We start from the raw sequence: 23,881 nt of genomic DNA, 5'->3' as shown, positions 1-23,881 counted from the left end.
AAGCGATTTGAGCGGCAAGGTCTTCGCGCACTTTTGGTAAGTCAACGAAGTTGCTTGCCCAGTTCGCGTCAAACTCTGCAATCGACGAGATGGCCGACGGACCGCTGCCTAAAGGCACGGTACTTGTGACTAGCCGCGCAAGAACATCGAGAATTGACCACGCACCCCTGTCAATGCTTTGGCGGATGACTTCTGCGGCAGCATCCCGATCCAACCCACCCCAAGTGAATAGGAGCCTGGAGGACGTATGGGTGAACATCGAACACCGGCTTCGTGGCTGCTTCGGTGATGAGCTTTGGAAACTCTGCGAAAAGCTCGGCTTGGAGTTTCTCGCCGCGTTGGTTCCACAGTCGTATCTCGGCTCCATTTCCGAGGTATCGTCCGACGAGGCTGCGCGTTGCGTCAAGGAGCATGTAGGTGGGTTCAATTCCAGCATGGAGAGCCTCGCGAACAAAGTCGGGGTAGCTGGCGGTGTTGGCGTCAACGAGTGGTCCCGCCAAGAAGTTGGCGAGTTGGTCTCGTGGAGACAACCAGCCGTTTTGTTCAGGCAGCAGCATGTACTGCTCCAGCGCCCAGCGGACAATTGCTGCAGATGCTTCCGGCGTATGCGCGCGCTCGCGTTCTATTTTCTGAATTGTCCGTCGTGTGTCCGATGCGAGATGCTCTTCGAGCCGCTCGGTCGAGGCCGTGGCCAACCGTCCGAGTTCGTTCAGCGCCGTTCGCACTGTCGCGTCGGGCAAGTCATCTCCTGGGACACCGAAATTGAAGTACCGGTCGAAATAGAAGTCGTCGGCGATTCTGCGCGCATCAAGTCGAGGAAGGTTTGAGGTCTCCTGGTCATTCATGATGCGCGCGATGGCGGGGAATAGTGCTTGCAGGACGCTCACGGTAACTGTGGCGTGGGCCCCGGTTACGTCGCCTCCTTTGAGAATTTCTGCGAGCCGAGCCTTTCGCTTCTCCAGCGCGTTGTTCTTGTCGAAGTCGAATCCGAGTCCAATGCTCCCGCCAACCAGGAATTCGCGCTGCCCCTGGAGCCTGTCGGTAGAGGACTGGTTCGAAGGTGCGAATCCAGCTGAGCAATACGAAGTCGACAGTATCCACTTCATTGGCAACCGGAGGCAGAAATGCCTCGAGCCTGCGCGAAAAGATTTCGAATTGCGCGCGGCGTTGTGAGCCGGCCCACTAGCCCAGTTCGCAGTAGTTCTATGAGGCGAGACTCATCGCGGGTCGTGAGAGTGATGCCATTCTTTTCGACGATTCCTCGGAGCGCCGCCTCGAAGAGTTCCTCAACTAAGTCGACCCGCAAAGGCGGGATATCGAAGCGAAGTTGGACAATTTTTTCCAGATAGTCGAGCGCACGGCCATCGTTCTTGCCGCCGATCAAGTCCGTCTTTTCCAGGAGGTCGACAAGCGTCTTCTCGTCATAGCAGAGCAGGTAGTACACGTTCGGGAGGCGACCGATAAATCGCACGAGCTTGAACGTTTCGAGCAGTTCGGCCGAAGTCAGGCGGTCGAGGTCGTCGAGCACGACCAGCACGGGCTCGGTTAGCCTCTCCAGATGCTTCGCGACCTTGTCCCGCATTTTTGTCACGCTGAAACTCCCGGGGTTCAGGAGGTATTCAGCCGCACCGCTCATATCTGGACCAATCGCGCTTGCGAGCTTCGTTAACGGCACGACCGCGCCGCGCAGCTTCTCCACATTCTTGCGTGCGTTATTCCACTTGGCGCCCGCAGGCATTGCTTCACGCAGCTCGGAGAAGAACCCCCACCTGAGCGAATCGGCGTCGGCGTACAGCCACGGATTGAAATGGTGCACGCTCCAATCTGCGGCTTCCAGCTGCGACGTCAATGCGGAGATGAGTGTCGTTTTGCCGGAACCCCAGGCACCTATTAGCCCAAAGACCGATGACGTGCTTTGACCGCGGGCCCCCTGCATCGCACTGGCCGTCGTTGCAACGAACGACGTTCGGTCAAAGTATCTCGACCTTGGGTCGGCCCCAGCGTTTCCCAGTGGGTCGTCGGCCATCCACTGCCAAGTCGCCGCATCCTCGGTCATCGGTTCCATGAGCTACTCATTTCAGGTATCTGTGCCGAGCTGTCAGTGCGTGCGGTCGGCTGTGCCGCGGTTGTCGGTCGGGGAGGCAACGGACTTTCGAGGGTTACGCAACCCGTCGCGAGCCTGCGGGGCTGCACCACATGCCTTCTACTCAACGGATTGGGAGGGTTGCCATGACCGCATCAGCCTTTTCACGTTGCTCAAACGGGCCGGGCATTCTGAAGACTTGTGCGCCCCAGCGGGTACGTGCTTCTTGCAAGCCTGGCGCTCCGCCGGCGCCGAGCAGCGCTTCAACGGGGTGCCGGAAAACACTGATGATGAGGCGCACGTTGCGCTCGGCGAGCTGATTTTCGAGTAGGAACTTCCCATGCTCCAGCTCTGCTCGGCTCACGTCGCTCTCGCCATGTGTCGGACGCTTCACAATATCGGTGAACCCAACTCCAGCTTCGGCAGCAGGGGCCTCAAAGTGCGCGCTTGAGTCCGAGAGCGTGAATAACCCCGCAGCAGCGAGTCGACGGAGTTGTCGCTGTCCGGTTCGACCTTGATAGTAGTGACCGGCTTCAACACTGGCTGGGGCAGGGTTGAGCCCGACTATCATCGCTCGCGTCGATTCGGGCCAGATGTCCGCCAGAGAGAGCACGGCGGCGCCCATCCAATCCACGTATTGCTGATAACCGATGCGGTTCTCGCGGTCGTTCATCGTTTCACTCGGGCTGCGAAATCCACCGTTGCGCTCCTCTCGCCGGCTGTCGGCTCACCCTCATGCTAATGATGTCGTTGGCTTACCGCCGATAACGCCCTGATATGTCCGCACGGCCGAAACCCACCTCGCGCTGGCATCGAAGAACGCAGGTGAAAAATCCCTGAATCCAATCGGGCTCCCAGCCCTCGTGGGCTCGCACGTTGCCTGTTTCGGTTGATTCGTGCTCAACAGCTGCGATGGCTAGGCGCATGAGCACCACGATAGCGGTGGTGACGATGGTGACGTCAAGAAACCGATTTCGCCCCGCCAAGATGTGGCACCAAATAGCCAGGTACGTGACCCACTGAACCGTAGCTAACCGGTCTGGCCGTGAAAGAGGCGCTGGTTTGTCGCTCGTCGGCAGGCTCACAGCCGTACGCACGAGCCGACACCCCCGCCGTTCAAGATCGGCGTGCAGGGCGATGAAATCAAAAACATCGTCTACGAAATCAGGCAAATCGAAGAAATCGACCACTTCGCCCTGGTCCCGGAAGGCATCTACGACGGAGCGGACTTCGCTCGCGTCGAGGACGGGCGCGGAGAGCTGATTTCGGGGCCCTCAACACAGCAAACACAGTCCTGCGCAGGCTCAACTGTCCCGGCCGATCCCTTACGGGACAAGGGATGCAAGGCCCAACACAGTCAGTACAGTAGTACATATCTCTTATAAGAGAAAAAAAAGTTAAGTTAAGGGGCTCTCCCAAATTAGAGGGTTCTACGCAAATAAGCTTCCAAATCCCCCTATAGGGGCATATGCGCGAAATGCTGTGCCGGCTGTGATTGCCCCCCGGATTCCTTGCAAACACTGGCAAGCGCTGGCGCTGACGAGCTGTGTTGCACTGTGTTGAAGCCTGTTCCGCTGTGCCGAGCGCAATTATCGGACCTGACCGCCATTTGCCGGACAACAGCACCCACCCAAGCCCTTGTAGAGAAGAAGGCAGTGCTCAACACGGCGGAGGTCGAGTGTGGCTTCGGAGTCCAGCCCGGCATACTCAGCGGCGAGTGAAAGTGCTTCGTCAAGCTTCTCTCGAGTTAGACGACCATCGACGACAAGCGGTGAAGGCATGCACTGAGGCCACTGCCCCAACCGAGCTCGGCGGCCAGAAGCCGTCGCGAGCTAATTGGCTGATCCGGACGAAAACACAGTCGGCGCGCCGCAACGATACATCAACTCTGAGCGATATCGTCAGCCAAGTACACGGCCGAATGACGGGGGTCCAAGTGGTTCTGAGCGAGCGAGCTCGAGTACTGATTACAGTGAAGGCATCGCCTGAACCTTCTGAGAAGTACGGAGACACAGTTTGCGTCGCTGGCGTACGCCTCGACGGCGCACACCCGACCTGGATCCGGCTTTACCCCATCCCCTTTCGGAGGATGACTACAGGTCAACAATTTCACAAGTACGACGTAATAAGGGCCGATCTCATCGACAACCCGACCGACAAACGTGCCGAGAGCTACAAGGTCAACATCGATACCCTTGAACGCGAAGGCGACCCGATCCAGAAGATTCGTGCCCGTGGAGCAATCCTTGAACCTCTAATCGGACCGACGATGTGCGAGCTGAATGCCGGCGTCGCCGCGAACTTGAACGCAACGTCCCTCGCACTCATACGGCCCCGACTCGTCAAGAGGGTCATCGTTGAACCAGGTAAGCCTTGGACCGCCGCACAGCAATCGAGAGTCAACCAGGCGCTACAACAGGAGAGCCTGTTCGGCGAAGCTATCCCGCCGGAGCCTGAAGGCACCCCGATTTCGAGCGAAATACGAATACTTCTGTGAAAGCGAAGGGTGCAAGGGGCATTCGCAGGGCATTCTCGACTGGGAACTCACGGCACTGCAACTGAGCCTCTGGAAAGATGACGACGCGACAACAATTGAGAAGATTCGCGCCAAGTACATGGACGACTTCTGCTCACCAACGAAACGACCCCACTTCTTCGTAGGGAATATCGCAGATCCGGTGAAGCGTCGAAACTTCAGCGTCTTGGGCGTCTACAGCCCCCCGCGCGCATCGGACTACGGTTCAACGCTTGACTTCGGAATTTAGACAGTCAGGAGCGAGCCCAACTGTTCGACAGCAGCCTCGATAACTTGTTGCCGGTGGCAATGACGCTCATTTGATTCGAAGCAGAGAACTGCGACCCGTTGGCGCTGGGCGACTTCCACGAGCCTATCCATCGCCATGCGCGCCGCATCACCACCCAGCCGCTCGCGGAAGACTCCACGGGCAATGTCAGCCGCGTGTCCATGACTCTCGCCATAGCCGTCCCGGTTATCCTTTGGATTTCCGAGCGCTGGTAAGTGCAAATACGCAATCCCTTTTGCTTCAAGACCGAGAGACAAAGCAGTCTTGGAGAATCCGCGCTTGCGCGAAATGGCATTGAGTCGGACATCCACAAGCGTCGCAACATTCCAGTCCGACAGCTTGCGAATGAAGGAGTCTAAGGTCTCCCCTTCATAGCCAATTCCGGTGATGCCATTAGTTTCATTCCACATTCTCGTAGTCTTTCATGCCTTCGCAACCGACTCACCGAGGACACCGGCCAAGGACACGACGACATGCAATCCAAACGGTTCGTTGGACGGCGCTCTGTTCGGTGCAGCTCTGTTCGACCGTGTTCAATACTTCGACGGCGCTCAAGCACGCATTCTCGTGTCGCGTCAGGCGCGCGTTCCACGGCCCAAAGCCCGCAGGACGGCGTCTCGTACGTCTGAATTTGCCGCAATGTTGTCCACATCAGCGAAAAGGGACGGCCATGTGAGCATTCGCCACCGTTGAGTAGCAGCTGTCTGCTCAACAAAAGCGTCCTCCAGGCCGTCGTTTGGGTTAATGGCCTTCTTGCCCCATAACGGCTGTCCGGGAACTTTGGAAGGGAGCCCCAACCAAACGAAGCCGACGCCCTCGTCCAGCAGACTGTTGGTACAACCATTCACGTAGCAGATGATCTGGTTCGAGTACCGCCGATCAGTGTGGCCCAGATGCTGGGGGCAATATCCCCACTTTCCATTGACCATCGCCGCGAATTTCGCCTCGATGGCAATGACGGGGCGCGAAATAGGACGGCCGTCGTCGTCCTTCGCGATTTTCACGACCAGGTCAATGCTGCGGTGATCCGTTTGCCCGGTTTCTTTCCCAAAAGCCTTACCCGAAATGAGTCGAAGGCCGCAGGCAGGTTCGATACCCCAAACTTGACAGAAGGAACGAATCAGAGCCTGCTCTAGTGCACCGTCTGACGCGGCCATGAACGCGGTGACCTCCGCTTCACGCGGAGTCTGCCCTACGCCTGCCAGGATGTCGTTCTGGCGGTCGGCTCGAAGCAATGAAGCTGCCGGGCCGAAAAGAAGCCCAAGGTCCTCTAATTGATCAATGGTTACAGTCATTGTTCTCCCCAGAGAGATTGGCTCTGCTGCCTGTCCGGCGAATGCAGACGTTAAAGCTGACTCCATGTTCGACCCATCCGATAGTCTTCCGTCGTGCCACTAACGCCGGAAACCAAAGCCGCCTTAGTTGAGTCGATACTCGACCACTACGACCGCACGCTAACTACATACCAGGCGCTCCGTGAGGACCTTCAGAAGAGTGTGCCAACACGATTGCTTGATGCAGGACTGAAGTACTTCCGCGTCGAGGCGCGAGTCAAAGAAAGGGATTCCCTTAAAGCCAAATTGATTAAGGATCCCACGCGTCCAGTGGATGACGTCGTTGGTGTTCGTGTGATGGTTTTCTTCCGCTCAGACATCCCGTGGGTGGAGCAGGTCCTATGGAAAATGCTTGTTCTGGATGAAGGTTCCTACGTGGACAAGGCAGACCTATTGACCGACGACGGCTTTGGGTACCGCAGCGTCCAGTTCGTAGGCAGTACTAAGCCAAGGGGCTGGGACAGCGTCGTTACCTTTCGAGATACCTTGGCGCCCAACGGCCACATCAAGGTCAAGGTAGAAGTACAAGTCCGGACAATGCTCGAGCATGCGTGGGCGGAAGTAGAACACGACGTCCGTTACAAGCCCAACGCCGAGAAGCCAAGCCAAGAAATCAATCGGACGTTCGCCGTCACCGCTGCCCTCCTTGAGCAGGCCGACACGAACCTTGACGAGATACGCGACGACATCGAGCTCGACCGGCCGACTGCGATCCCGTCCCGAACAGCACAGCTCTCAGGATGGGATGCTCAACGGTTCATTCAGGCAGACCGTGACTCACTTGCGCTCGACCTGCAGATTGCTTCTTCCCTCGACCTCAAGGTCGGACACGTACTTATGTCAGCGAGGGAAGTAACTCGCGCTGCATCCCTTGCTGGGTGGACCACATACTCGCAAATGCACGAGGGAGTGCGCTCCCATGGACGGCTCGGACTCCGACTCGCCACAGCTAGCGCCGACACGGCACACGGGATCGTAATGATCGATTACGAGCAGGCGGAGCCACCTCGGGCGTTCAAAGGCGTCGGATTGTACTGGGTCGCATTGGCTGTCGCGCTGGGCATCCAGGACCTTGACCCGTTCGAAGATTACACGATAATCGGGATCCCAGACGGTCGACTCGCTGAGTTCAAGATCGTCGCTGAGTACCTGATCGCGCATCCGGATACGCCTGCCCTCACGGTCCGTGACTTGTATCGCAGCAAAGCCGCCCCCGCAGGTACGACGAGGAGCAACCAATTCTTCCCCGTCATGCTGTGACGAGCCACCAGGGTCGTGTTCCGGTTCGGACGGGCCCACCGCTGCTCTGGCGATTTCTAATCGCAAATCACGATGCGAGTCTTACATCACGAGAACTGGTCAACTCTTGCTCAATGTCGCGGACAACGCCGCAACCTCTTACCAACCGAAGAGAGCCTTGAGACCATTGGCAATTTCAAGGAACTGAACCCCGGCGCTACCGACCGTCACGGCAGTCCGTCTCAAGCGTTTCAGCGCGACCCGTCTGGCCGGCGCATCATCCGCCTTCTCGAGCACAACGACATCGGCCTCAATGGCGTCTTGAGTCGACTGGCTAGTGTGAAGCTTCATTGCGCGCGCCGCTTCAGCGAGCACTGTCGTCGCTTCTTGAACCGACATTTCTGCGAAATTGAGATTATTGGAGGAGGCGACACCATTCTTGCCCGTTGCTATTGAGCCACCGTTTACGTTGTTGACGCCAATTAACCCCGACGCCTTTTTGATTACGAACCGGGGAGCCTGGTTGTTACGTTCGTGAGCCACTCGAGCACCCTCCTGAGTCAATTTGATTGTGACGTCTTCCCAGCTAGCGCGTTGTATATCTCGGTTAACTTCCACCTGATTGAGGTCTCTCAGAGCCAGCGCGTCATTGAGCAGCTTCCCGGAATCTACACCTGTTAATTCGGCGAGGTCTCGAAGACTTAAACTCAAGTCAACCTGCCCATGGACGCCGCCGAATAGCGCACCCAGAGTGCTCGCGAGCCTCGCCGACAGTTCAGCCGACGTGGGATTAGGCTTACGCGCAGCATCAAGCGCTTCTTGCTCATCCTGACGAATCCGGAGTCGTCGCAGAGATTCGATACGTTCGGCCTCCGAGCGCGCCCGTTCCTCTTGCTGTTCGCGCCCCCTTGCGTTTGCCCGTTGCATCTCTAGGCTCATCTTGTCAGCGTCGGCTTGCCGTTGGCGTTCTTGCTCTTCCGCGAGCTGTTGAACGCGCTCCCGTTCGCGCTCGTCAGCCGACCAACGAGCTTCGGCCGCCGCCGCCTTCTGTCGCGCCAATCGTTCGCTTCGCTCTATATGCTCTTCATGCTGCCGAACCAGAATCTGGCGAGCCTCTTCCGCTCGGCGTCGAGCGTCAATGGGTCCCGCGATGCCACCAACAATGGCGGCAACGCCAACGATAGGGGCGAACGTCCAGATCCACTCGCTGAGGACATAGGGCCAGGAAAAGTGCGCACTGACGAGCGCAGAGAGGACTGCGGCAATTGTCAGCGTGACGACCGCCCAGGTCTCGACGTCCCGACGCGAGATCGCGATCACCAGCCGAAACATGAGCACCGCGACCGCTAGGGAGAGAATGACGCGAGAGACCCACCAGAAATCGAAAATCGAGATCAGAACGAGAAAGGCCGCCAACACCACGACCACCGTGCCGAATGTCCTCGGGCTGCCGAAGAAGTCGAGCCGCCATCCCCCGAAAACAATCGCGCACACGACGACCAGAATAAGAAACACCTTGGTACCCGCAGGGAGCGTTGCCCAGAAGTTGCTAATGACATTCGCCAAAATGCCCAAGAGTTGGTTGGCAAGCGTGAAGTCAGGTTGAATGAAACCCGGCGTATCCTGAGCGCTCAAGATGGGCAGCCCCCTTTCGTCCTCAGCGAATCGAATTGCGGTACCTGCATCATGCCACGGGGGTCGAACACGATCACCGAGACGACCCGTCTAGGCGACGCAAGTTGCCAGACCGTCAGAGCTATGAAGAGACGGTAATTTTCTGGGCCCTTCGGTCCGCTATCGCCTCGGCGCCGGTTCCATCCGGCGACTCACGTCTAGATGACGATGACATCTTGGCGGCTCTTTGCGACGCAGACTCCGTCCTTTACTATCATCGCTTCGACATAGTGGCGGCCGACAGACAACGTCGACTCCGACCAACTTTGAGTGCCTGTGTCCTTCTGGATGTCGCCGCGCAACGAGTTGGCTCGCTTTGCTTCCTCGCCGTAGTTTCTAATCTTCCAGTAGATCTCGTAGGGTCCGCGGAGAGCTAAACCTTCGATCTTGAATTTCAAAGATCTGTGCTTCCTCCTCGCTTCGGCAATGCGCCATCTTGGAAGCCCGTCCGCGGGACAAAGTATCCGACAGTCTTAAAGCGATAGGCCGGGTTGAGGACCTCAGGGATATTCAGATCACGGTCTAGAAAACGCTCCGACGCCGGCACAAGTGATCTGGTGGAGGCACTCGCCGAAAGGCCAACGGACTCGGTGATCGTTCCGAAGTCGGATCCAAAAAGGTCTCGCCAGATCGATGCCGCCGTTCTGTAGTCGGACTCCTCGCACGCTTCACCGATCTTCTCCGCGTAGGAATATTTCCGGTCGATTCGGTCAATCCAAGACCATCGAACTTCCTCGTATCGTGCCTGGGAATTTCTCACCGACCATACCTCGCCCACACACTGCAGTTTCCACGCGGTGACTCCGTCCTCAAGTTTTCAAGCCATGGACTGAATGCCATGGGCAATGGCCACGATGACTCCGTCATCGCATTGGACTTCGATAGTTCCGTGAATCCTTACAGGTAGAACCTCGGTACCGTGTGGTGGCGTCGTGCAACTGGCTGAACTCGGTCACTCACTTCAGAACCTCTCCCGAGATGTCAGATTGAATCAAGTAACGTCGCGGTCGGCCGGGGCCACCTGGTCCCAAAACCGCGGGCCCACGCAAACTGCAGAACATCGCATTTAACTGCGGAGAGGTTTCTGCTCTCGACGGCCGGTAGTCGCCGGCGCTCACCACCAGGCGCCGCTGGTCGTGGGTATAAATCTCGGGAATGAGTCTCGTCGGTAGTCCGGAAGTCTGCGGAGGTATCCGTCCTCTTCCAGGTGATAGAGGTAGCGGGCGATTTGTTTGAACGCGTCGGGTTGGCCCATGTTCACACCGCGGCGAATGATGGCATTGTACGCATCACGGGTTCCGAACTCTTTGTCGCGGCCCGCGATCAGGTCAAAGTAGACGACGCATTGCCAGCGTATGAGCCGCACCGAAGGCGCAGTCGGGTTCTCGTTCATCTCGATGCGGTCCCTCAGAAAGTCACCGAAGTACGACGTGATTGATGCGAGCGCTTCACTTCGGCCCCACCGTTCAACGGACGAGAAGAGGCTCCGAATCTTCTCCTGCTCAGGTCGACGCCGTTCCTCCCATTTCGCTTGGCGGGCAATCTTTTCCAGACGGATGCGTTCCCATTCTCTTGCGGCGCGCTCCCGTTGTTCTGCGGCGCGGGCCCGCTCTGACTCGTTGTGTCGACGAAGGTTGTCGCTACGCGTATAGAGCCCGTCTAACCAATTGCCGCCTAACCCTCTGCCATTCGTCGGTCTGAACTCTGCCAGTGGCCGAAGCTCAAGGATGGCGGCATCGAGCACGTCGCAAACTTGAACTTCCTCATCGCCATAGCCATCGAGCGCGGCCTTGAACACGCGACCCCGGCCAACTGCGACAGCTATCAATTCCTGTTCGGGGTTAATGAACATGAGTGCAGAACCCAGCTCAACAACGACTTCGTGCGTGGGATTGACGGACACAGTGCCGTCTGGGCGGAGCCTGTAGCTGCTTGCCGGTGTGACCAAACAGCCAAACGTCAGCAATATGCTGCCGACGATACGACTCATGCCGGTTCCGCCAAGCATCTGGGGTGATCGGGCTGTATTGAATTTCGAATGCAACACGGTCACCAGCGGGCCCCGTAAGCAGGACGTCCGCTCTGCGCTCCCCCAGCTCGTTCGTGTATTCCTCGCGCTGGACGTGCGAATTCGGAAACTCTCGTCGCAGCCATTCTTCGACAAGAGCACACCCCTGCGAATGAAATATCGACTCCCGCGAGTGGCCCCCGCCGTCCGACATGTGTTGGAGACCGTCCCGCTTCTTTGCACGGTGCGCGGTCGTAAGTTGAGCCCGACAGCCGGGCACGGGGCACACGACGAATTCCTTGACGAAGGCACGTGATTCGTGTGCGGTGTTTTCCGACAAAAACCACGGCGCGCCAGTGTCTGTCCGAACGCCCCAAACGAATCTCTCGTCACCGCTCTGGAAAGAAGATAATCGAGCCTTATGCTCATCGGCGAAAGGCACGGATTCCGGGGTCAACGAAGTATCCAACGAGCCAGAGGCGGCACTCTCAGTCATGTCCTCATCTTGCCGCTGACCAGCGACATTGCCACTTAGCCCCGAGAAAGGAAGACACAGGAGCGTGAGCGTGGGAGGCAGAACCTGAACAGCATCGCAATGCAAAATCAAGGAGAATGTCTGGATGGACGACTTACTGCCGCTGTTTGACGATAGTGATGCTTCACCGCGCGAGGAACGGTCCAAGCCCATGACTTCCTCTCAAAGAGCAGCAATAAGAGAGTCCTTTGCTGCACTGGGCGTGGCAGATGTTCGAGGACAGTTTTCCCTTGTCGAAGAATTGACCGGCATCCGAATAATGTCAGTTGCGGACCTCCAAGAGCACGACGCTCAATCCCTGATTTTGCGTATGGCCGGAAAGGTGAGCTCGCTCGGCCGCAGGAACACAGGAAACACTTGGGATGACCGCGACGAGGACACCTGGATCGACAAGCTCTAAGTCGCCTCCGCAGCATATTGACAGCGCTATCGGCAGAGCAGCGCCATCGGCCCACACGCCAATGGGTCGCTACGCGTTCGACCAGCCTCTCAACACCAAGCGGCCGGCACACGCGTTAGGAGGTGAGCGATCCTTCCTGAGGGAAATAGTCGTCGGGTGCCTCAATACGACCTCATAAATTGGGCCGTCGAGTCCTAGGAAGGCTGCCTGCTCCTAGTTTGTCTCGAACTCGTTGGTAGAGAATTTTAGAGTGGCCGCATTCTCACGGATGGTACGAACCTGGTTCTCGTCAAATCCGTCCAATGAAACAGCGTCGATAGACAGTCGCAAGTGCAGTTGGACTCCAGGGACCGCGGCGAGATTGGCAAGCACCTCGGACGCGACCTTGACGAAGTCGCTCGCGTACAGGTCACCTGCAAGGTCGACACTTCCCACGTAACGTTTATTGATTGCGACGCGGGCAGGCTTTTCCGGGTCCGGTTCGACGTGCGGCTTCGGCCCGTTACCCGATGCGTAGCCAAGCCCCCCACCACGCGATTGGGAATCAGGTCGCTCTGAGTCGTGGGCAATCTCGTTGAGATCGGCGACTCGCTGCTGTTCGGCCGGCTCGGGCTTCACGATCAACGTCGTGTCGCTGATGATGGCACTGCCTGGATCTCCAGGAATACGAATTCCGCGGTACCGTTCCACGGCATCGTCGTAACTGTCAGCGAGGGCGAATCCATCGGTTTGCCAGAGCAAGGGCGCATTTGTGAGCGCATCGATGAAGACGTTGCGGTCACGCAGTCGCGGCATGTATGGGTATTGCGCGTACAGACCCCAGAGTTCTCCAACGCTAATGTGGCCCTTTGCCCATGCCGCGGGAACCTTGTTCTCAAGTGCAAGCCTTACCGAGCGGGCCGCGTGCCTCGTTCCGTAGACTCCTTCGCTTCCGAGCTTTTTTGAAACGCGTTCCGCGAGTGACCCAGCTTGGCCATCGGCCTTGATCTCTTCGATTTCGAATGGCGCACCGGTATCAGGCTGAGCCGGATTGAGCACCCAATGATAGGTGAGCTGAAGACGGTCGTTTGCGGTCTTGCCAGCGATATCGCGCTTGTCATTGGCTTGGGCGAGTTGTTGCGCTGTGAGATTCAGGCTCGTCGGACTTTGCGGCGATCTCATTCCACGCGAGGTACGTGCGGACAACGCTGTCAAGTTCTGCCAGCCGGTCCTCATCGGGTGCCAGGAACACAACCATGTTGCGGTTGGTTCGATTTGCGGTTCCTCGTCTCTCGGTCGCTTGGCGCGCGAAAACGAATGCTGGTGACTCTTTCGATTTCTTCTTGTGGGCGTATCTGGGATGAAGTACAACGAGTCGGGCCTGATCGGTGTCAGGAATGTCGCCCGTATCGGCTGGTCCAACGTGCACTCCGACGAAGTCACCGCTGCTCCGCTCTTCGGCCTGAAGCCTGCGAACGATTTCGGCCCAGACGTCTTCTCGATGCATCGATTCGGCTGCGTCCTTCGCGCGCCGAGTAATGTTCGCCTGAGTGTCGTACCAGTATTTGCCTGCGCTCGAGTAGAAGTAGGTCGCGCGGTCGGCCAGCTGATTCAAGGCTGAGTGAAAGTTGCCAACAACGTCCCCGGGGACAGCTGTGCCGATGAACACTCGCTGTGTGTCGATGCCCGTGTGCGCGGTCCCGATTGTCGGCGCAGCACCGAAGAACACTGTGCGGGCAAGGCGCCTGGTCATCGACCGTTGCCCAAACAATGTCTTCTCGGTATCAATACGCGTCGGCTCCGAGTTCGGTCCGTCCACATCCGCGTCTATGACGGCTTTCCACGAATCCTGCAGGTACTGCGTGAGTTCTGCGTTGACCGACGCCGCGGCCAGGGGGATGGAACTCGGCAGAATCAGTGGACCTTGATCCTCGCCTACCCATAGTGCGTGGATGACGGCGTTCATGAGTCGCAGGACGCCACGCGTACGTTGGAAGCGTTCGAGAGAGGACCAGTCTTCATACAAGCGATCCAGGAGCTCGGGGTGGAGCGGATATGACTGTCTGATCCGGCGCTCGTACTCCGGGTCCAGAGATTCGCGCGGGAATTCGCCTGCATTTTGCCGGTAGAAATCCACAAAAGATTTTGCTGTGACATTGATCTGCGCGAGAGAGGTCGGATCTTCAGCTTCAAATAATCGCTGTTTCACGATTCGATAGGCCTCATCGCTCGACGCTGGACGCCACTGATCGGCTACTCGGCGTACAACATTCTGCAGACGTTTGAGAGCTTCAAGGCCGTTGCTACCGCCGACTTCCTCAGCTGCTCCAGCAATGGAGCCCTGGCTGTCGTCTCCATCGTGCGACGCCGGGATTGAGATGGCCAGCAGAACTCCGGGCGTGGACTTCACAGCTTCCGTAAGCGATTGGGCAAACGTGAACTGCGTGTCGAAAGTGCCGCCTCTGAGGTCCTCGCGACCGTAGAGCCTGCCGCGCGTAGGCCACCCACTCATCGATGAGGATGACGGCCGGGGAGTACTCGTTAAACAAGCGATGAAGGTCCGCACCCGGGTTCGTTCCCTTGATATCGTGCTCCGCAACTATTTCAAAAGCTTCCGCGCCGCCGAGCTGCCACGCAAGTTCACCCCAAAGGGTATTCACTCGAGTGCCATCGGGCTTCACCTCACCCTGAGGCGCAAAATGGTTGCCGACGAGGGCAACTCGACGCGCGACAAGACCCTCGAAGGGATAGTCGCTTTCGTTGAGTAGCTCCTGTGCCTCTTGAGGGTAGGAGCCAAGTGGCAGACCACTCGCTAGGTGCCAGAGGGCCAGCATTGAATGCGTCTTACCACCACCGAAGTTTGTCTGCAAATTGATGACCGGGGATGCGTTCTTGTCGCCCTTTAATCTTGCGACTGCGCGTCCGAGCAGGTCGCGCAAGCCCTCGGTGAGGTAGGTCCGCGCAAAGAATTCGGCCGGATCAGAGTACTCGCCTCCGAGACTGTTATCACCGCGTGCGACCTTGTAAAGGTCGGCAGCGAACTCTGACGACTGAAAGTTCCCTGTTGCCACTTCATCGCGGGGACGCAGCACGTCCCGCCACGGGACCAAGCCGGCGGCATCAGGCACGACGGTCGCTGATTTGAGGCTCTTCTTGTCTTGTTTGTTCGCAGTCATTCGACGCAGGCTCGAGCCGAATGCGGTCGACGTCCTCGGCGGCGCTCATGGCGCCCATGACCCCGAGGAGAAGTCGCGCTGTGTCGAGGCTGCGATAGGCCGTGTCGTCGTCGAATGACTGAAGGTGCGCCCACTGGTCTCGTACCACGCGAAGCTCGCTCGCATATGCCTCATGCTGGCGTGTGAGCACTGCACGGAAAGGAGCCCATCCAGCCTTCGCGCGTCCCGTGATGTTCTCGGTCAACATTCGCAACTGAACCTGCGGGTCGCTTCGGTCGTATTTTTTGCCGTCGATTCCCTTTTCCTTGTCACCAAGTCTGAATAGGTCAGTCCAGTCCTGTTCGCCGATTGCAGGCGCGACGGTGGTTGTGATGAAGGCATCCAATGCAGGAGACATGATCTCGAACATCCGGCCGATACGGTCGCGGTTTGAAGTCGCCATTAGAAGAGCTCACCCTCAAGTACGACGTTCAATTCGTTCTCCATGGTGACTTCAATCTCATTCTCCAGTTCAAATGCATTTGACATCTCTGTTGGCGCACCGTCCGCCTCGTCGCGTTGCACGGTCTTGCCCGTGGCGTTCTCGACTAGCTCTACAAGGCGGTCGAGTCGGTAAGCAAAGTGGGCATCGAAGTCGTCAGCGCGCATGGCTGCCGAACTGGCCGCGTGCGTCGCGACGAGTTCATCGAGTTGGGAACCATCGATCTGAGCTTTTCGCTCGATAACGGCAAGATATCTTGAGGGCGCTGAACCGCCAATTGTCCGGTTCGTCTGCGCCGAGAGTGGCGTCTTGTTGACGATACTTTCTCGCAATTCGGCGTCAATCCCGTTCTCAAGGCACCACTGGTACGGGAAGATGTGGTGAATATCGACTTTCAGTTCCGTGTACTGAACCTTGTCGAAGGCCTTGTCCAGCATCCAATCCTTGGCACCCTCGCCGAGTAGAAGTGCGTAAATGCCTTTGTAGGCCGCGGAATTACGGGTTCGAAGTGAGTAGAAGCGAGACTCGAGAAAACCGGCGTCCGTTACGGTCTTCGGTTGTGACGCATCGTCTTTGTCGGTTGCCCAGGCAGGTACTTGATCAAGATCCCGCGCGAAACGGGTCTCATTTGCGCCACCGTAAAGCTCGCCCAAGATGCCACACCAATACCACTGAACAATACGCTTCTTGACCCCGCGGAGATCAGCGTCCTTGCCGAGAACAACTCGAATCGCGGCAAGCGGAACAAGTTGCTTCGGGTACGGAAGAAATCTCACGTCGAATATGTGTAAATCAGCCAGGAATGTCGCAGCCCACTGGAAAGCGTCTCGTACGGGACCACGCCATTCGAGATACTCGCCTAACTTGAGCTTGAGCGTGTCTTCCCGCTTAGCGGAAATCGCAGCTGGACGCGTAGATCTATCCCGGAGGTTGCGATTGCGCGTTGACAAGAGTGTTACGACTTGGAGGAAGTCAGTGTTGTCAACCGACCCGAGCACTGGGTATTGGCTCAGGGACTTCTGAATATCTCGCCAGTCGTCATTGAGACGAAAGTCGGTGCCGGTCTGATCGAAATGAGTCTTGTCACCTGCGAAAATAGCAGTGAGGAGCTCAAACACCGTCAGTTGCAGGCCGCCCGTATTGACCTTCTCGAAGACCGTCGCCACCGCGGACTTCCCCGTTTCGCTGTCGAGCTCGACCGCCGGAATTCTGTATCGAGAAGCTGGAGTGACGATGGTGCTATAGAAATCTCGGCCAATGCTGCTTTCAACACATCCGAAGATCCATGGGAGTGTTTCTACCGGCTCGTAAAGGAGGCGCAGGGGAAAGTATCCTTCGGCTTGCTCCTTCTCCGTGGTGGAGAGGTCAAGCAGGACATCTCGTCCGAAGTTCGTTCGAATTACGCCATCTGCGGGAACAGAAATAAGGGCTTCATCGATACGGTCCTCCCCCTCAAGCGCCGTCGCCATATGAACGAAATACCGCCGCTCAAGCCGCTTACCTCGGTCATCCTTCGTCGCGACAACGCCGTTTCCGGTCAGGGCCTGCGTTAGCGAGGTCAGACGCTGCTGCCCGTCAAGAAGGAGAAAGGCTGGTTCGGTTCCGGGCGACACCTTCGCTCCTTCGATAGGCCGCGGCTTGAAGCGAACCTGATCGCTGCCGGTTTCAAGCAACATCACGATGCCGAGAGGGTGACCGCGGAGAATCGTGACGAGCAGCGAGCGAATGCGCTCGTCCTCCCACTTATACCCGCGTTGGAAATCGGGCAATTGAATATTGCCGTTTGTCGTCCACTCAAGATATTTGGACAGGTCATACATCGGAGTGCTGAATCCCATCAGTCAATCACTCCGAAGTCCAACATTCCGTCGCCTAGTTTCACCGCGGGCGCGCGTTTCGCGTCCATGAGGTCGGGCCACGCAGTGGCAAGGCTATTGAAACTAAGTGCGTCCTTCGTCCACCCATTCTTCTCAGCGATCTGGAATAGGAGATACGCGAGCTCCTTTAACGAGGTCTAGGTCCACTGCTCCGTCGGGCCGCTGGCTGGCCAGATGAAGAAATTCCCCCGCGCTTGGGACGCCAGAACCTTCAACTACGCGGATTGTATGGTGAAGGGCTTCCCAGGCGCTCGTGTGTGCGTCCGTCGTAACATCGTACGAATCATCCAAATCGACGGGCCCGAAGAGCTTCACTTTGCCGGCGCGACTCGAGAGAATGCCATCGCGCTCCATTGTTGTGACTGCAGTGTTGCGGGCTCGAGCCATATTGTCAGCGTCACCGAATGCCCCTTGTTGGTATCCGAATTCGCGGTACCAAGCTATTGCGAATCTCGTCGTCGGGTCAAAGTCGCCCTCTTGTTCGCCGAGCACCTCGTCGAGAATTTCATTGATTCGCGCAAGGGCAGAGCGGACGGTCATTGGCGTACCGTCAGATTCGATCACCGAGGCGTATCGCGAAAATACTGCCATCCCCGGACCGATGGCCGCCTGGGGGAGATCTACCGGAGCAACTCCGCCATATTGAAGAGTCCGGAGGGCTCCACCCAGTTCGCGCTTCAGCGCAGCGATTAATCCGCGACGATCCGTTGTCGGTGCGTCATCCGGCCGAGGGCGAAGTGCTAAAACAATCGATGACGCCAGGGCATTCGTCCCCAGCGACACAGACCGAGACACTCTTTCACTTCTGAGCGGCCAAGTGGCGGTCACCGTCCAACCGCCCGTCAGCATTCCTTCGAGAAGGGTCTCCCATCCAGTCGAAGATTGCCCGTCTGTGCTGCTTTCGGATTGTTTGAAAGCGTAATAGACGGTCATCGGATAGTCATGCGACGCTGACTCTCGAGCTTTGCGGAAGACCTCCTGAAATCCGGATTCAAAGAAGGCCTTTGCACCGGCTTTTCCACCGTGGCGGTACTGATTCGCCACCAGCTCCTCCGCCTTCGGCACAAGGAGCGTCCCATACAGGCTCGGCAGGATATGCCTGAGTGAACGCCGTTGCCAGACGTAGAAGAAATCGGAAAGATCCGAGTATCCAATATTGTCGTAATAGGGCGGATCAGTGGAGACTACGAAGTCCCTGAAATCGCGAGCAGAAGCATCAGCCTGCACTGCCTCACCAATAGGGGAACCCCAATCGCGAATCGCCGCCGCGGCAGCCTTAATCGATCCGGCCGGGGAGATCGAGCCGAGGGGGTTGACCTCAGCAAAGTCCCAAGTCATTGGCACGGCCTGTCGCGAAAAGAGGGCACGAATGTTTTCATTCACACTGTTCCAGGAGCAGATGGAGTTTGACATGTCAGCGAATCGCGAAATTGCAATCGCCGTATAGATCGATATCGCATCGGCGTAGGCCTGCGCCCCGACTCCCCCTTGATCAAGACCAAGGCCATCTTGACGGCCGGAGGCGAGCGCGTCGGTCAAGGCTCGCTGCCTGACTTCGCCGACCAGATCTCCAAATGTGGTCAGCGCTGCAAGCTGACGATTTGTGAAGAGGTCGGCCCAAGTCGCCATTCCATAAGCTTGCACTCGAAAACTCGGCGCCTGCGGAGGAATCGATTGGTCCGGGACATCGCGGGGTCGCGCAACCCGGGCAGCGTCCCGATGTTGGGCAGTGGGTTCTAGATAAACGCGCGACCGGTTGCCCTCAGCCACGACTGCCATAAGCGTTTCGCTCAATCGGTTGGAGCGCCCCTCACTCCTCACGTACTTCAAGTCGATGGCAGTTTGGCACACCAAGCATCGTGCGCCATTGCGCCCGACCGTTCCATCTGATTCAGGCGTGGGCGCGTTCCGAATGTCGTTCCCGATAGAGAATTCCACGCGGCGGCCGCTGGGATGAGTTGGGTCTACAACAATCTCCGGAACGACGAAAGCTCCCTTTCCCTTCTTCTTGCTCAGCCACCATGAACGCACTAGCGGCATTTCGATGCCGCACGCAGGGTTAGGACAAACCACGGTGCGGGCCCAAATCCATGCGATCACCGCCGCTCGTGTGCCATCTGAAAGTGTGGCCTGGGGATAGAGGTGGCCTAAGCGCTTCTCAGCTTCATCGCACATCCACTGCCCGTAGGCACGCACGTCAGCGGCTAGTCCCCTCGCCTCAAGCCAATTTGTCATTTCAGAATCAGCGAGACCTGGGTAAACGGGCGTAAGACCTCGGAATTTCGGAGGGAATTCGATGAGCGCCTTATTGATGAGTACCGCAACCGGGTTGAGATCTGACGCGTGTGCTTCAAGTCCTAGCCGTTGGGCTTCGAGAGGAATCGTCCCACCACCGGCAAAGGGATCGAGAATCGCCGGCGGCGTACCCCCGGTGGACTTAAAGATCTCTTTACGAGCCTCTAGTAACAGCTCAGGATTGTTGGAGTCTTCCCAGACGACCAAGCGTGAGATCAAGAGCAGCAATCTCTCGCGTTCTTTGACTTGGGATTCTTCCGTCGGGAATTGATCAGGGTTGGCCGAAGGATCATCGACTAGCTGGGCAAACAAGATTGCTCTAGCGGCAACAGCCGGGCGACGCGCCCACCAAATATGTAGGGACCTGGGATGGTCGCGCGTGAACGGTTCCTTTTCCCTGGCAGACTCCCGGTTAATTGCCTCGAGAGGCAAGGCCACCTCGATCAACTTGCGCTTCGGCGCCATCAGAATTCCTTTCTGACCAGCGCGCGGAAAGTGCCTGGTTCGTCCATGGCCAGCCTAGCTACCTCATCCGACATCAAACTCCGGACTCAAAATGGGGCTCGTCCGCGCGACCACATCGCGCTCCATGAAAGGGTCAGTGCCTCAACTCCGAAGTCTGACAGCCCTAACGCTTCCGCACCCGCAAACGCATCTTCGATATAACGAATCTCATCACTTGCCGTCCCATCCAGACTCACGCGAACCAGGGCCAATCGGTGATCCGGCGCCGCATTGAGGGCCGTGAGCACCTCCGTTCGAGTAATGCTGAAGGTGTCAGCGCCATCGATGCGCGCCTTCACCTCGATGCGTAAACTCGGCCCGCCAGTGCAATGAGAGAGAACGTCAAATCCGGGGTTATTGAAGGGCTGCTCAATGGGTACGCGCCCAAGGGCGCGCTCAGCCTCCAACACAGCATCCACGCCACGCCGTTCAACAGCCTTTGTATTGCGTGCGTGCAGAGGAGCGTCGCCCTCTTTATCAACGGGGTCCGCGGGAAGGACGAGAGCAATAGCGGAGATTCGAGGCGGTAGCGAAGCCATTCGAAGCTGTTGGTCGATGCTGGCGAGTCGACTTCGCAGGCGCCGGTCGAGTTCATCCGCCTTGCGCCGCAGACTCGCGCCGGACTCTCGAACTCTTTTGCCATGAAGTGCGGCATCATCTGCGCGAAGCGACTCCGTCGAGAGGCGATTGATCTCGTGAGCGAGCCTGTACTTGACGAGGGTGCGGACACGTTCGAATTCCACTGTTCGGCGGTCTATTGCGCCCTTTGCGACCACTGGCAACTGGTCGGCGATAACCCAAGAGACTGCGGACTGCTCGCGATCACTGAGCCAAGGCAGTTCCCGTGCGAAAGCCGCCGTTCCAGACGGTGCGGCCGCGTAATCGAGGTATGGCGCGGGCCCCGCCTCCAGTACTTCCCCGGCTTCATCGACGAGGGCGTACCCGAAGCTCCGGGCGACCGATTCACCTGTCGCATCTTTCACCTCGTTGAAAACGCCTACAAGCAGCGCTGGCGCAATGACTCGAGAGGACGTGAAAACGGCCCCAGACTCGAGCGTTCCTCCCAGTTGCTCGACCGTTTGGCGCATGACCGTGTCGTGTAACGGATGCCCTGGAGCGAGCAAATCGGCACGTGTCCCGTCGCCGACGTCAATGGTTTCAACCTCGAACGTGACACGAAGATACTTGCGGGCGATTGGTGCACGAACAATTCCCACGCGAACGTCGACCGGAACGTGTGTGATCTCAAACCGCCCGCGCTCGCGACGCTCCATCCTGCCGCCGAGTCGCTCGAACGCGGCAACGAAAGCGTCACGAACGAAGTGCGGCTGCAGGCGCCGCGCCCGAGCATCTTCCATCTGGCGTTTCAGCGCTTCCAACTCGCCCGTGGGCAATGCATCCTTCGCTAATGCATGGTCCGCTAGGAGCTCCTCGAGACCTCGTGCTACACCCTCGTCTATAACCTTGTGCATGCGCTCGCGAACTTCCGGGAGCTCTCCATAACGAATCGCTTCGCGCAGCAGCTTGGTTAGCGACATCTCTCCCAGGGAGGTCCCGAGTACGTCAAACACCTTGCCGCCGTAGGCCATCCGTTGCTCCTCGATCTTGTCCAGAAGTCGTTGGAATACGTCACCTTCACGGGTGTCTTCTGCCACCAAGTTCCACAGTCGGCACACCTCGGTCTGCCCGATGCGGTGGATGCGACCGAAACGCTGTTCGATTCGGTTCGGGTTCCAGGGAAGGTCATAGTTCACCATCAGGTGAGCAACTTGAAGGTTTAGCCCCTCGCCCGCGGCATCTGTCGCGATAAGCACTTGGACATCGGGGTTGCTTGTGAATTCTGCGGTAATCCGACGGCGTTCATTTCGTGACACACCACCGTGAATACATGTGACCGCGCTCTGTCGGCCGATTAGCGTCGTTATTCTGCGCTCGAGGTAAGTGAGTGTGTCGCGGTGTTCGGTGAAGACAATGAGCTTTCTCGGGGCATCATGAGTGGTCGTGAACACTTCGCTTTCAAGAACGCCGCGCAGCTCAACCCATTTGCGGTCCTCGTGACTAGCGAGGACCTCCGCCGCCAACGCGCCCAGACGACGAAGGTCGGCAACTTCGGTTTCCAATTCGGCAGCGGTGCGAGCGGCCGTAGCGGCGTCCACCAGCTCCTCTTCGACCTCTTCGAGTTCTTCGGCAAGGAAGTCGTCATCATCTAAGTCCGGGTCGATTAGTAAGCCCGCTCTCTCACCGCTGATGTCGAGAGCTTCGGCCCTCCCCGCCAAGAGGTCACGCCGCGCGCGTTCGAGCCGCTCAGCGCGGCGTCGGAGCGAATGGAAAATCGCTTCAGGGCTTGACGCGAGCCGTCGCTGCAGCACGGTGAGAGCGAATCCGACGGTATTCTTGCGTTTCCCATCGAGCCTGTCGGCTAGATTCATTCCCTCCCGAACATAGGTGGTGACTTCCTCGTAGAGGTTCGCTTCGGCCGCCGAAAGACGATATGAAACGGTCTCTGCGACTCGCTCGGGGAAAAGTGGTTTGCCTTCGAAAGTAAGCAGGTCCTCTTTGACCATCCGCCTCATGATTCCGTCGGCTGTTCCTTTGCGTGCACGCTTGTCGCCCTGGCCTTCGAAGCGGTCTTGGTCAAGGAGAGATAGGAACGCTTGGAAATCTTCTTCCTTTCCGTTGTGTGGAGTTGCAGTCATAAGTAGCAGGTGACGAGTACGACGGCTAAGGAGCCTGACCGAGCTCAAATCGCCTTGAGAGTTTCAGCTCTCCTCCGAACCAGTGGGCGCTCATGCGATGTGCCTCATCCACGACAACCAGGTCGAACTCGACGTCTTCGAGTTGGGCTTGGAGTTCCTCGTTGCGTGCGAGTTGGTCCATACGTGCAATGAGTAACGGCTTCGACTCGAATACCGACGTGCCCGGCACGATAATTGCTGGGCCCGCACCTAGGATTTCGAATTCCAGCCCGAACTTGAACCGCAACTCGTCCTGCCACTGCTCGACCAGCCCCCCAGGGGCCACAATCATGCAGCTGCGAACATCATCTCGAAGCAACAGCTCTTTGATGTAAAGGCCGGCCATGATGGTCTTGCCCGCACCAGGATCATCCGCAAGGAGGAATCGAAGCGGTGTTCGGGGCAACAGCTCACCATACACAGCGCGAATCTGATGTGGTAACGGCTGCACGTCGCTCGTAGCGACAGCAAGCATCGGGTCATTGATGCCCGCCAGCATGATTCTTTGTGCTTCCGCCGCAAGCCGGAACTCCTGGGGATCCGCGTCAAACGGACGTCCCTGCTTCTGAAGCTGATGGAGCAGGGACTCATTATCCCGGTACAGGACTCGTTCAGAGACCTCACCGTCATTATCGCGGTAGGTGAGCGTGACGGCATTCGCGCCATGCCATTCGGTGGCGACCACGGTCACGATTTGCCCTGGCAGGAGGCCGCCGAGTCTTGCCTTTGCCTTAAGCTCTTCGAGTTTCATGGCTCC

General features: G+C 57.8%; 21 protein-coding genes. 3 read left to right on the top strand and 18 right to left on the bottom strand.

Translation table 11 applies throughout. The features are described 5' to 3' along the window. Positions 1-170 precede the first annotated feature (170 nt). From KIV56_RS17960 to KIV56_RS17945, 4 genes are all read right to left on the bottom strand, one after another. On the bottom strand, positions 171-1,106 hold the full coding sequence (locus tag KIV56_RS17960; RefSeq protein ID WP_281534473.1) for a hypothetical protein: 936 nt from the start codon (positions 1,104-1,106) through the stop codon (positions 171-173). Further along, positions 1,103-2,065 (bottom strand): KAP family P-loop NTPase fold protein, encoded by a 963-nt coding sequence (locus KIV56_RS17955; RefSeq protein WP_281534472.1) that lies wholly within the window; start codon positions 2,063-2,065, stop codon positions 1,103-1,105. Before KIV56_RS17955 ends, KIV56_RS17960 begins: the two co-directional genes overlap by 4 nt. Before the next feature lie 142 nt (positions 2,066-2,207). Then, complete coding sequence (locus tag KIV56_RS17950; RefSeq protein WP_281534471.1) at positions 2,208-2,756, bottom strand: uracil-DNA glycosylase family protein; 549 nt, start codon at positions 2,754-2,756, stop codon at positions 2,208-2,210. 82 nt (positions 2,757-2,838) lie between these two features. After that, positions 2,839-3,273, bottom strand: coding sequence for a hypothetical protein (locus KIV56_RS17945; RefSeq protein WP_281534470.1), 435 nt, complete (start codon positions 3,271-3,273; stop codon positions 2,839-2,841). 746 nt (positions 3,274-4,019) lie between these two features. Here KIV56_RS17945 and KIV56_RS17940 point away from each other — a divergent pair. Continuing rightward, positions 4,020-4,580: a hypothetical protein gene (locus tag KIV56_RS17940; protein ID WP_281534469.1), complete on the top strand. Its 561-nt coding sequence runs from the start codon at positions 4,020-4,022 to the stop codon at positions 4,578-4,580. A gap of 264 nt (positions 4,581-4,844) precedes the next feature. Here KIV56_RS17940 and KIV56_RS17935 read toward each other — a convergent pair whose 3' ends face one another. Together KIV56_RS17935 and KIV56_RS17930 are read right to left on the bottom strand one after the other, a co-directional pair. Beyond that, positions 4,845-5,297 (bottom strand): DUF488 domain-containing protein, encoded by a 453-nt coding sequence (locus tag KIV56_RS17935; protein WP_281534468.1) that lies wholly within the window; start codon positions 5,295-5,297, stop codon positions 4,845-4,847. A gap of 165 nt (positions 5,298-5,462) precedes the next feature. Beyond that, positions 5,463-6,182: a hypothetical protein gene (locus tag KIV56_RS17930; protein ID WP_281534467.1), complete on the bottom strand. Its 720-nt coding sequence runs from the start codon at positions 6,180-6,182 to the stop codon at positions 5,463-5,465. A 93-nt stretch (positions 6,183-6,275) separates the two neighbouring features. On the opposite strand from KIV56_RS17930, the gene KIV56_RS17925 reads away from it, so the two are divergent. Further along, positions 6,276-7,481 carry a GTP pyrophosphokinase gene (locus KIV56_RS17925; RefSeq protein WP_281534466.1) on the top strand — a complete coding sequence of 402 codons (1,206 nt, stop codon included), beginning with the start codon at positions 6,276-6,278 and terminating at the stop codon, positions 7,479-7,481. Between the two features lie 138 nt (positions 7,482-7,619). On the opposite strand, the gene KIV56_RS17920 is transcribed toward KIV56_RS17925, so the two are convergent. The 4 genes from KIV56_RS17920 to KIV56_RS20690 all read right to left on the bottom strand — a co-directional run bounded on the left by KIV56_RS17920 (position 7,620) and on the right by KIV56_RS20690 (position 11,356). After that, a complete protein-coding gene (locus tag KIV56_RS17920) occupies positions 7,620-9,095 on the bottom strand; it encodes a hypothetical protein (protein ID WP_281534465.1) in 1,476 nt (491 codons plus the stop codon). Positions 9,096-9,292: 197 nt separating this feature from the next. Next, positions 9,293-9,562, bottom strand: coding sequence for a nucleotide-binding domain-containing protein (locus KIV56_RS17915; RefSeq protein ID WP_281536214.1), 270 nt, complete (start codon positions 9,560-9,562; stop codon positions 9,293-9,295). Between the two features lie 686 nt (positions 9,563-10,248). Continuing rightward, a complete protein-coding gene (locus tag KIV56_RS17910) occupies positions 10,249-11,037 on the bottom strand; it encodes a hypothetical protein (protein WP_432432575.1) in 789 nt (262 codons plus the stop codon). After that, entirely contained in the window at positions 11,003-11,356 is a 354-nt protein-coding gene (locus tag KIV56_RS20690) for a competence protein CoiA family protein (RefSeq protein ID WP_432432648.1), read from the bottom strand. Before KIV56_RS20690 ends, KIV56_RS17910 begins: the two co-directional genes overlap by 35 nt. Positions 11,357-11,762: 406 nt before the next feature. Here KIV56_RS20690 and KIV56_RS17905 point away from each other — a divergent pair, with 406 nt between their 5' ends. Next, positions 11,763-12,077 carry a hypothetical protein gene (locus KIV56_RS17905; RefSeq protein WP_281534463.1) on the top strand — a complete coding sequence of 105 codons (315 nt, stop codon included), beginning with the start codon at positions 11,763-11,765 and terminating at the stop codon, positions 12,075-12,077. Positions 12,078-12,290: 213 nt separating this feature from the next. Here the strand turns inward: KIV56_RS17905 and KIV56_RS17900 are convergent, their stop codons facing one another. The 8 genes from KIV56_RS17900 to KIV56_RS17865 all read right to left on the bottom strand — a co-directional run bounded on the left by KIV56_RS17900 (position 12,291) and on the right by KIV56_RS17865 (position 23,875). Next, entirely contained in the window at positions 12,291-13,238 is a 948-nt protein-coding gene (locus KIV56_RS17900) for a hypothetical protein (protein ID WP_281534462.1), read from the bottom strand. Next, positions 13,174-14,466 carry a DUF499 domain-containing protein gene (locus KIV56_RS17895; protein WP_281534461.1) on the bottom strand — a complete coding sequence of 431 codons (1,293 nt, stop codon included), beginning with the start codon at positions 14,464-14,466 and terminating at the stop codon, positions 13,174-13,176. Before KIV56_RS17895 ends, KIV56_RS17900 begins: the two co-directional genes overlap by 65 nt. Then, positions 14,375-14,890 (bottom strand): DUF499 domain-containing protein, encoded by a 516-nt coding sequence (locus tag KIV56_RS17890; RefSeq protein WP_281536213.1) that lies wholly within the window; start codon positions 14,888-14,890, stop codon positions 14,375-14,377. The genes KIV56_RS17895 and KIV56_RS17890 overlap by 92 nt, the downstream gene beginning before the upstream one ends. Positions 14,891-15,176: 286 nt before the next feature. Further along, positions 15,177-15,641, bottom strand: coding sequence for a Swt1 family HEPN domain-containing protein (locus KIV56_RS17885; protein WP_281534460.1), 465 nt, complete (start codon positions 15,639-15,641; stop codon positions 15,177-15,179). 32 nt (positions 15,642-15,673) lie between these two features. Next, positions 15,674-17,551, bottom strand: a complete 1,878-nt coding sequence (locus tag KIV56_RS17880) for a GmrSD restriction endonuclease domain-containing protein (protein WP_281534459.1) — start codon at positions 17,549-17,551, stop codon at positions 15,674-15,676. A 132-nt stretch (positions 17,552-17,683) separates the two neighbouring features. After that, complete coding sequence (locus KIV56_RS17875; RefSeq protein ID WP_281534458.1) at positions 17,684-20,350, bottom strand: DUF1156 domain-containing protein; 2,667 nt, start codon at positions 20,348-20,350, stop codon at positions 17,684-17,686. Positions 20,351-20,436: 86 nt separating this feature from the next. After that, the gene (locus KIV56_RS17870; protein ID WP_281534457.1) at positions 20,437-23,085 is read right to left on the bottom strand and encodes a helicase-related protein; all 2,649 of its coding nucleotides are present in this window, start codon (positions 23,083-23,085) and stop codon (positions 20,437-20,439) included. A gap of 25 nt (positions 23,086-23,110) precedes the next feature. Beyond that, positions 23,111-23,875 (bottom strand): DEAD/DEAH box helicase, encoded by a 765-nt coding sequence (locus tag KIV56_RS17865; RefSeq protein WP_281534456.1) that lies wholly within the window; start codon positions 23,873-23,875, stop codon positions 23,111-23,113. Positions 23,876-23,881 lie beyond the last annotated feature (6 nt).

The sequence above is a fragment of the Cryobacterium breve genome (assembly GCF_027594785.1).
GTDB lineage: Bacteria > Actinomycetota > Actinomycetes > Actinomycetales > Microbacteriaceae > Cryobacterium > Cryobacterium breve_A.
This window is presented reverse-complemented; position numbering and strand designations above follow the sequence as displayed.

Excerpts from the sequence above, each read along its gene's own strand:
- KIV56_RS17960 (WP_281534473.1), bottom strand. The coding sequence starts at position 1,106 with ATGAAGTGGATACTGTCGACTTCGTATTGCTCAGCTGGATTCGCACCT.
- KIV56_RS17955 (WP_281534472.1), bottom strand. The coding sequence starts at position 2,065 with ATGGAACCGATGACCGAGGATGCGGCGACTTGGCAGTGGATGGCCGAC.
- KIV56_RS17950 (WP_281534471.1), bottom strand. The coding sequence starts at position 2,756 with ATGAACGACCGCGAGAACCGCATCGGTTATCAGCAATACGTGGATTGG.
- KIV56_RS17935 (WP_281534468.1), bottom strand. The coding sequence starts at position 5,297 with ATGTGGAATGAAACTAATGGCATCACCGGAATTGGCTATGAAGGGGAG.
- KIV56_RS17930 (WP_281534467.1), bottom strand. The coding sequence starts at position 6,182 with ATGACTGTAACCATTGATCAATTAGAGGACCTTGGGCTTCTTTTCGGC.
- KIV56_RS20690 (WP_432432648.1), bottom strand. The coding sequence starts at position 11,356 with ATGTCGGACGGCGGGGGCCACTCGCGGGAGTCGATATTTCATTCGCAG.
- KIV56_RS17905 (WP_281534463.1), top strand. The coding sequence starts at position 11,763 with ATGGACGACTTACTGCCGCTGTTTGACGATAGTGATGCTTCACCGCGC.
- KIV56_RS17900 (WP_281534462.1), bottom strand. The coding sequence starts at position 13,238 with ATGAGATCGCCGCAAAGTCCGACGAGCCTGAATCTCACAGCGCAACAA.
- KIV56_RS17890 (WP_281536213.1), bottom strand. The coding sequence starts at position 14,890 with ATGCTGGCCCTCTGGCACCTAGCGAGTGGTCTGCCACTTGGCTCCTAC.
- KIV56_RS17885 (WP_281534460.1), bottom strand. The coding sequence starts at position 15,641 with ATGTTCGAGATCATGTCTCCTGCATTGGATGCCTTCATCACAACCACC.
- KIV56_RS17880 (WP_281534459.1), bottom strand. The coding sequence starts at position 17,551 with ATGGGATTCAGCACTCCGATGTATGACCTGTCCAAATATCTTGAGTGG.
- KIV56_RS17875 (WP_281534458.1), bottom strand. The coding sequence starts at position 20,350 with ATGGCGCCGAAGCGCAAGTTGATCGAGGTGGCCTTGCCTCTCGAGGCA.
- KIV56_RS17870 (WP_281534457.1), bottom strand. The coding sequence starts at position 23,085 with ATGACTGCAACTCCACACAACGGAAAGGAAGAAGATTTCCAAGCGTTC.
- KIV56_RS17865 (WP_281534456.1), bottom strand. The coding sequence starts at position 23,875 with ATGAAACTCGAAGAGCTTAAGGCAAAGGCAAGACTCGGCGGCCTCCTG.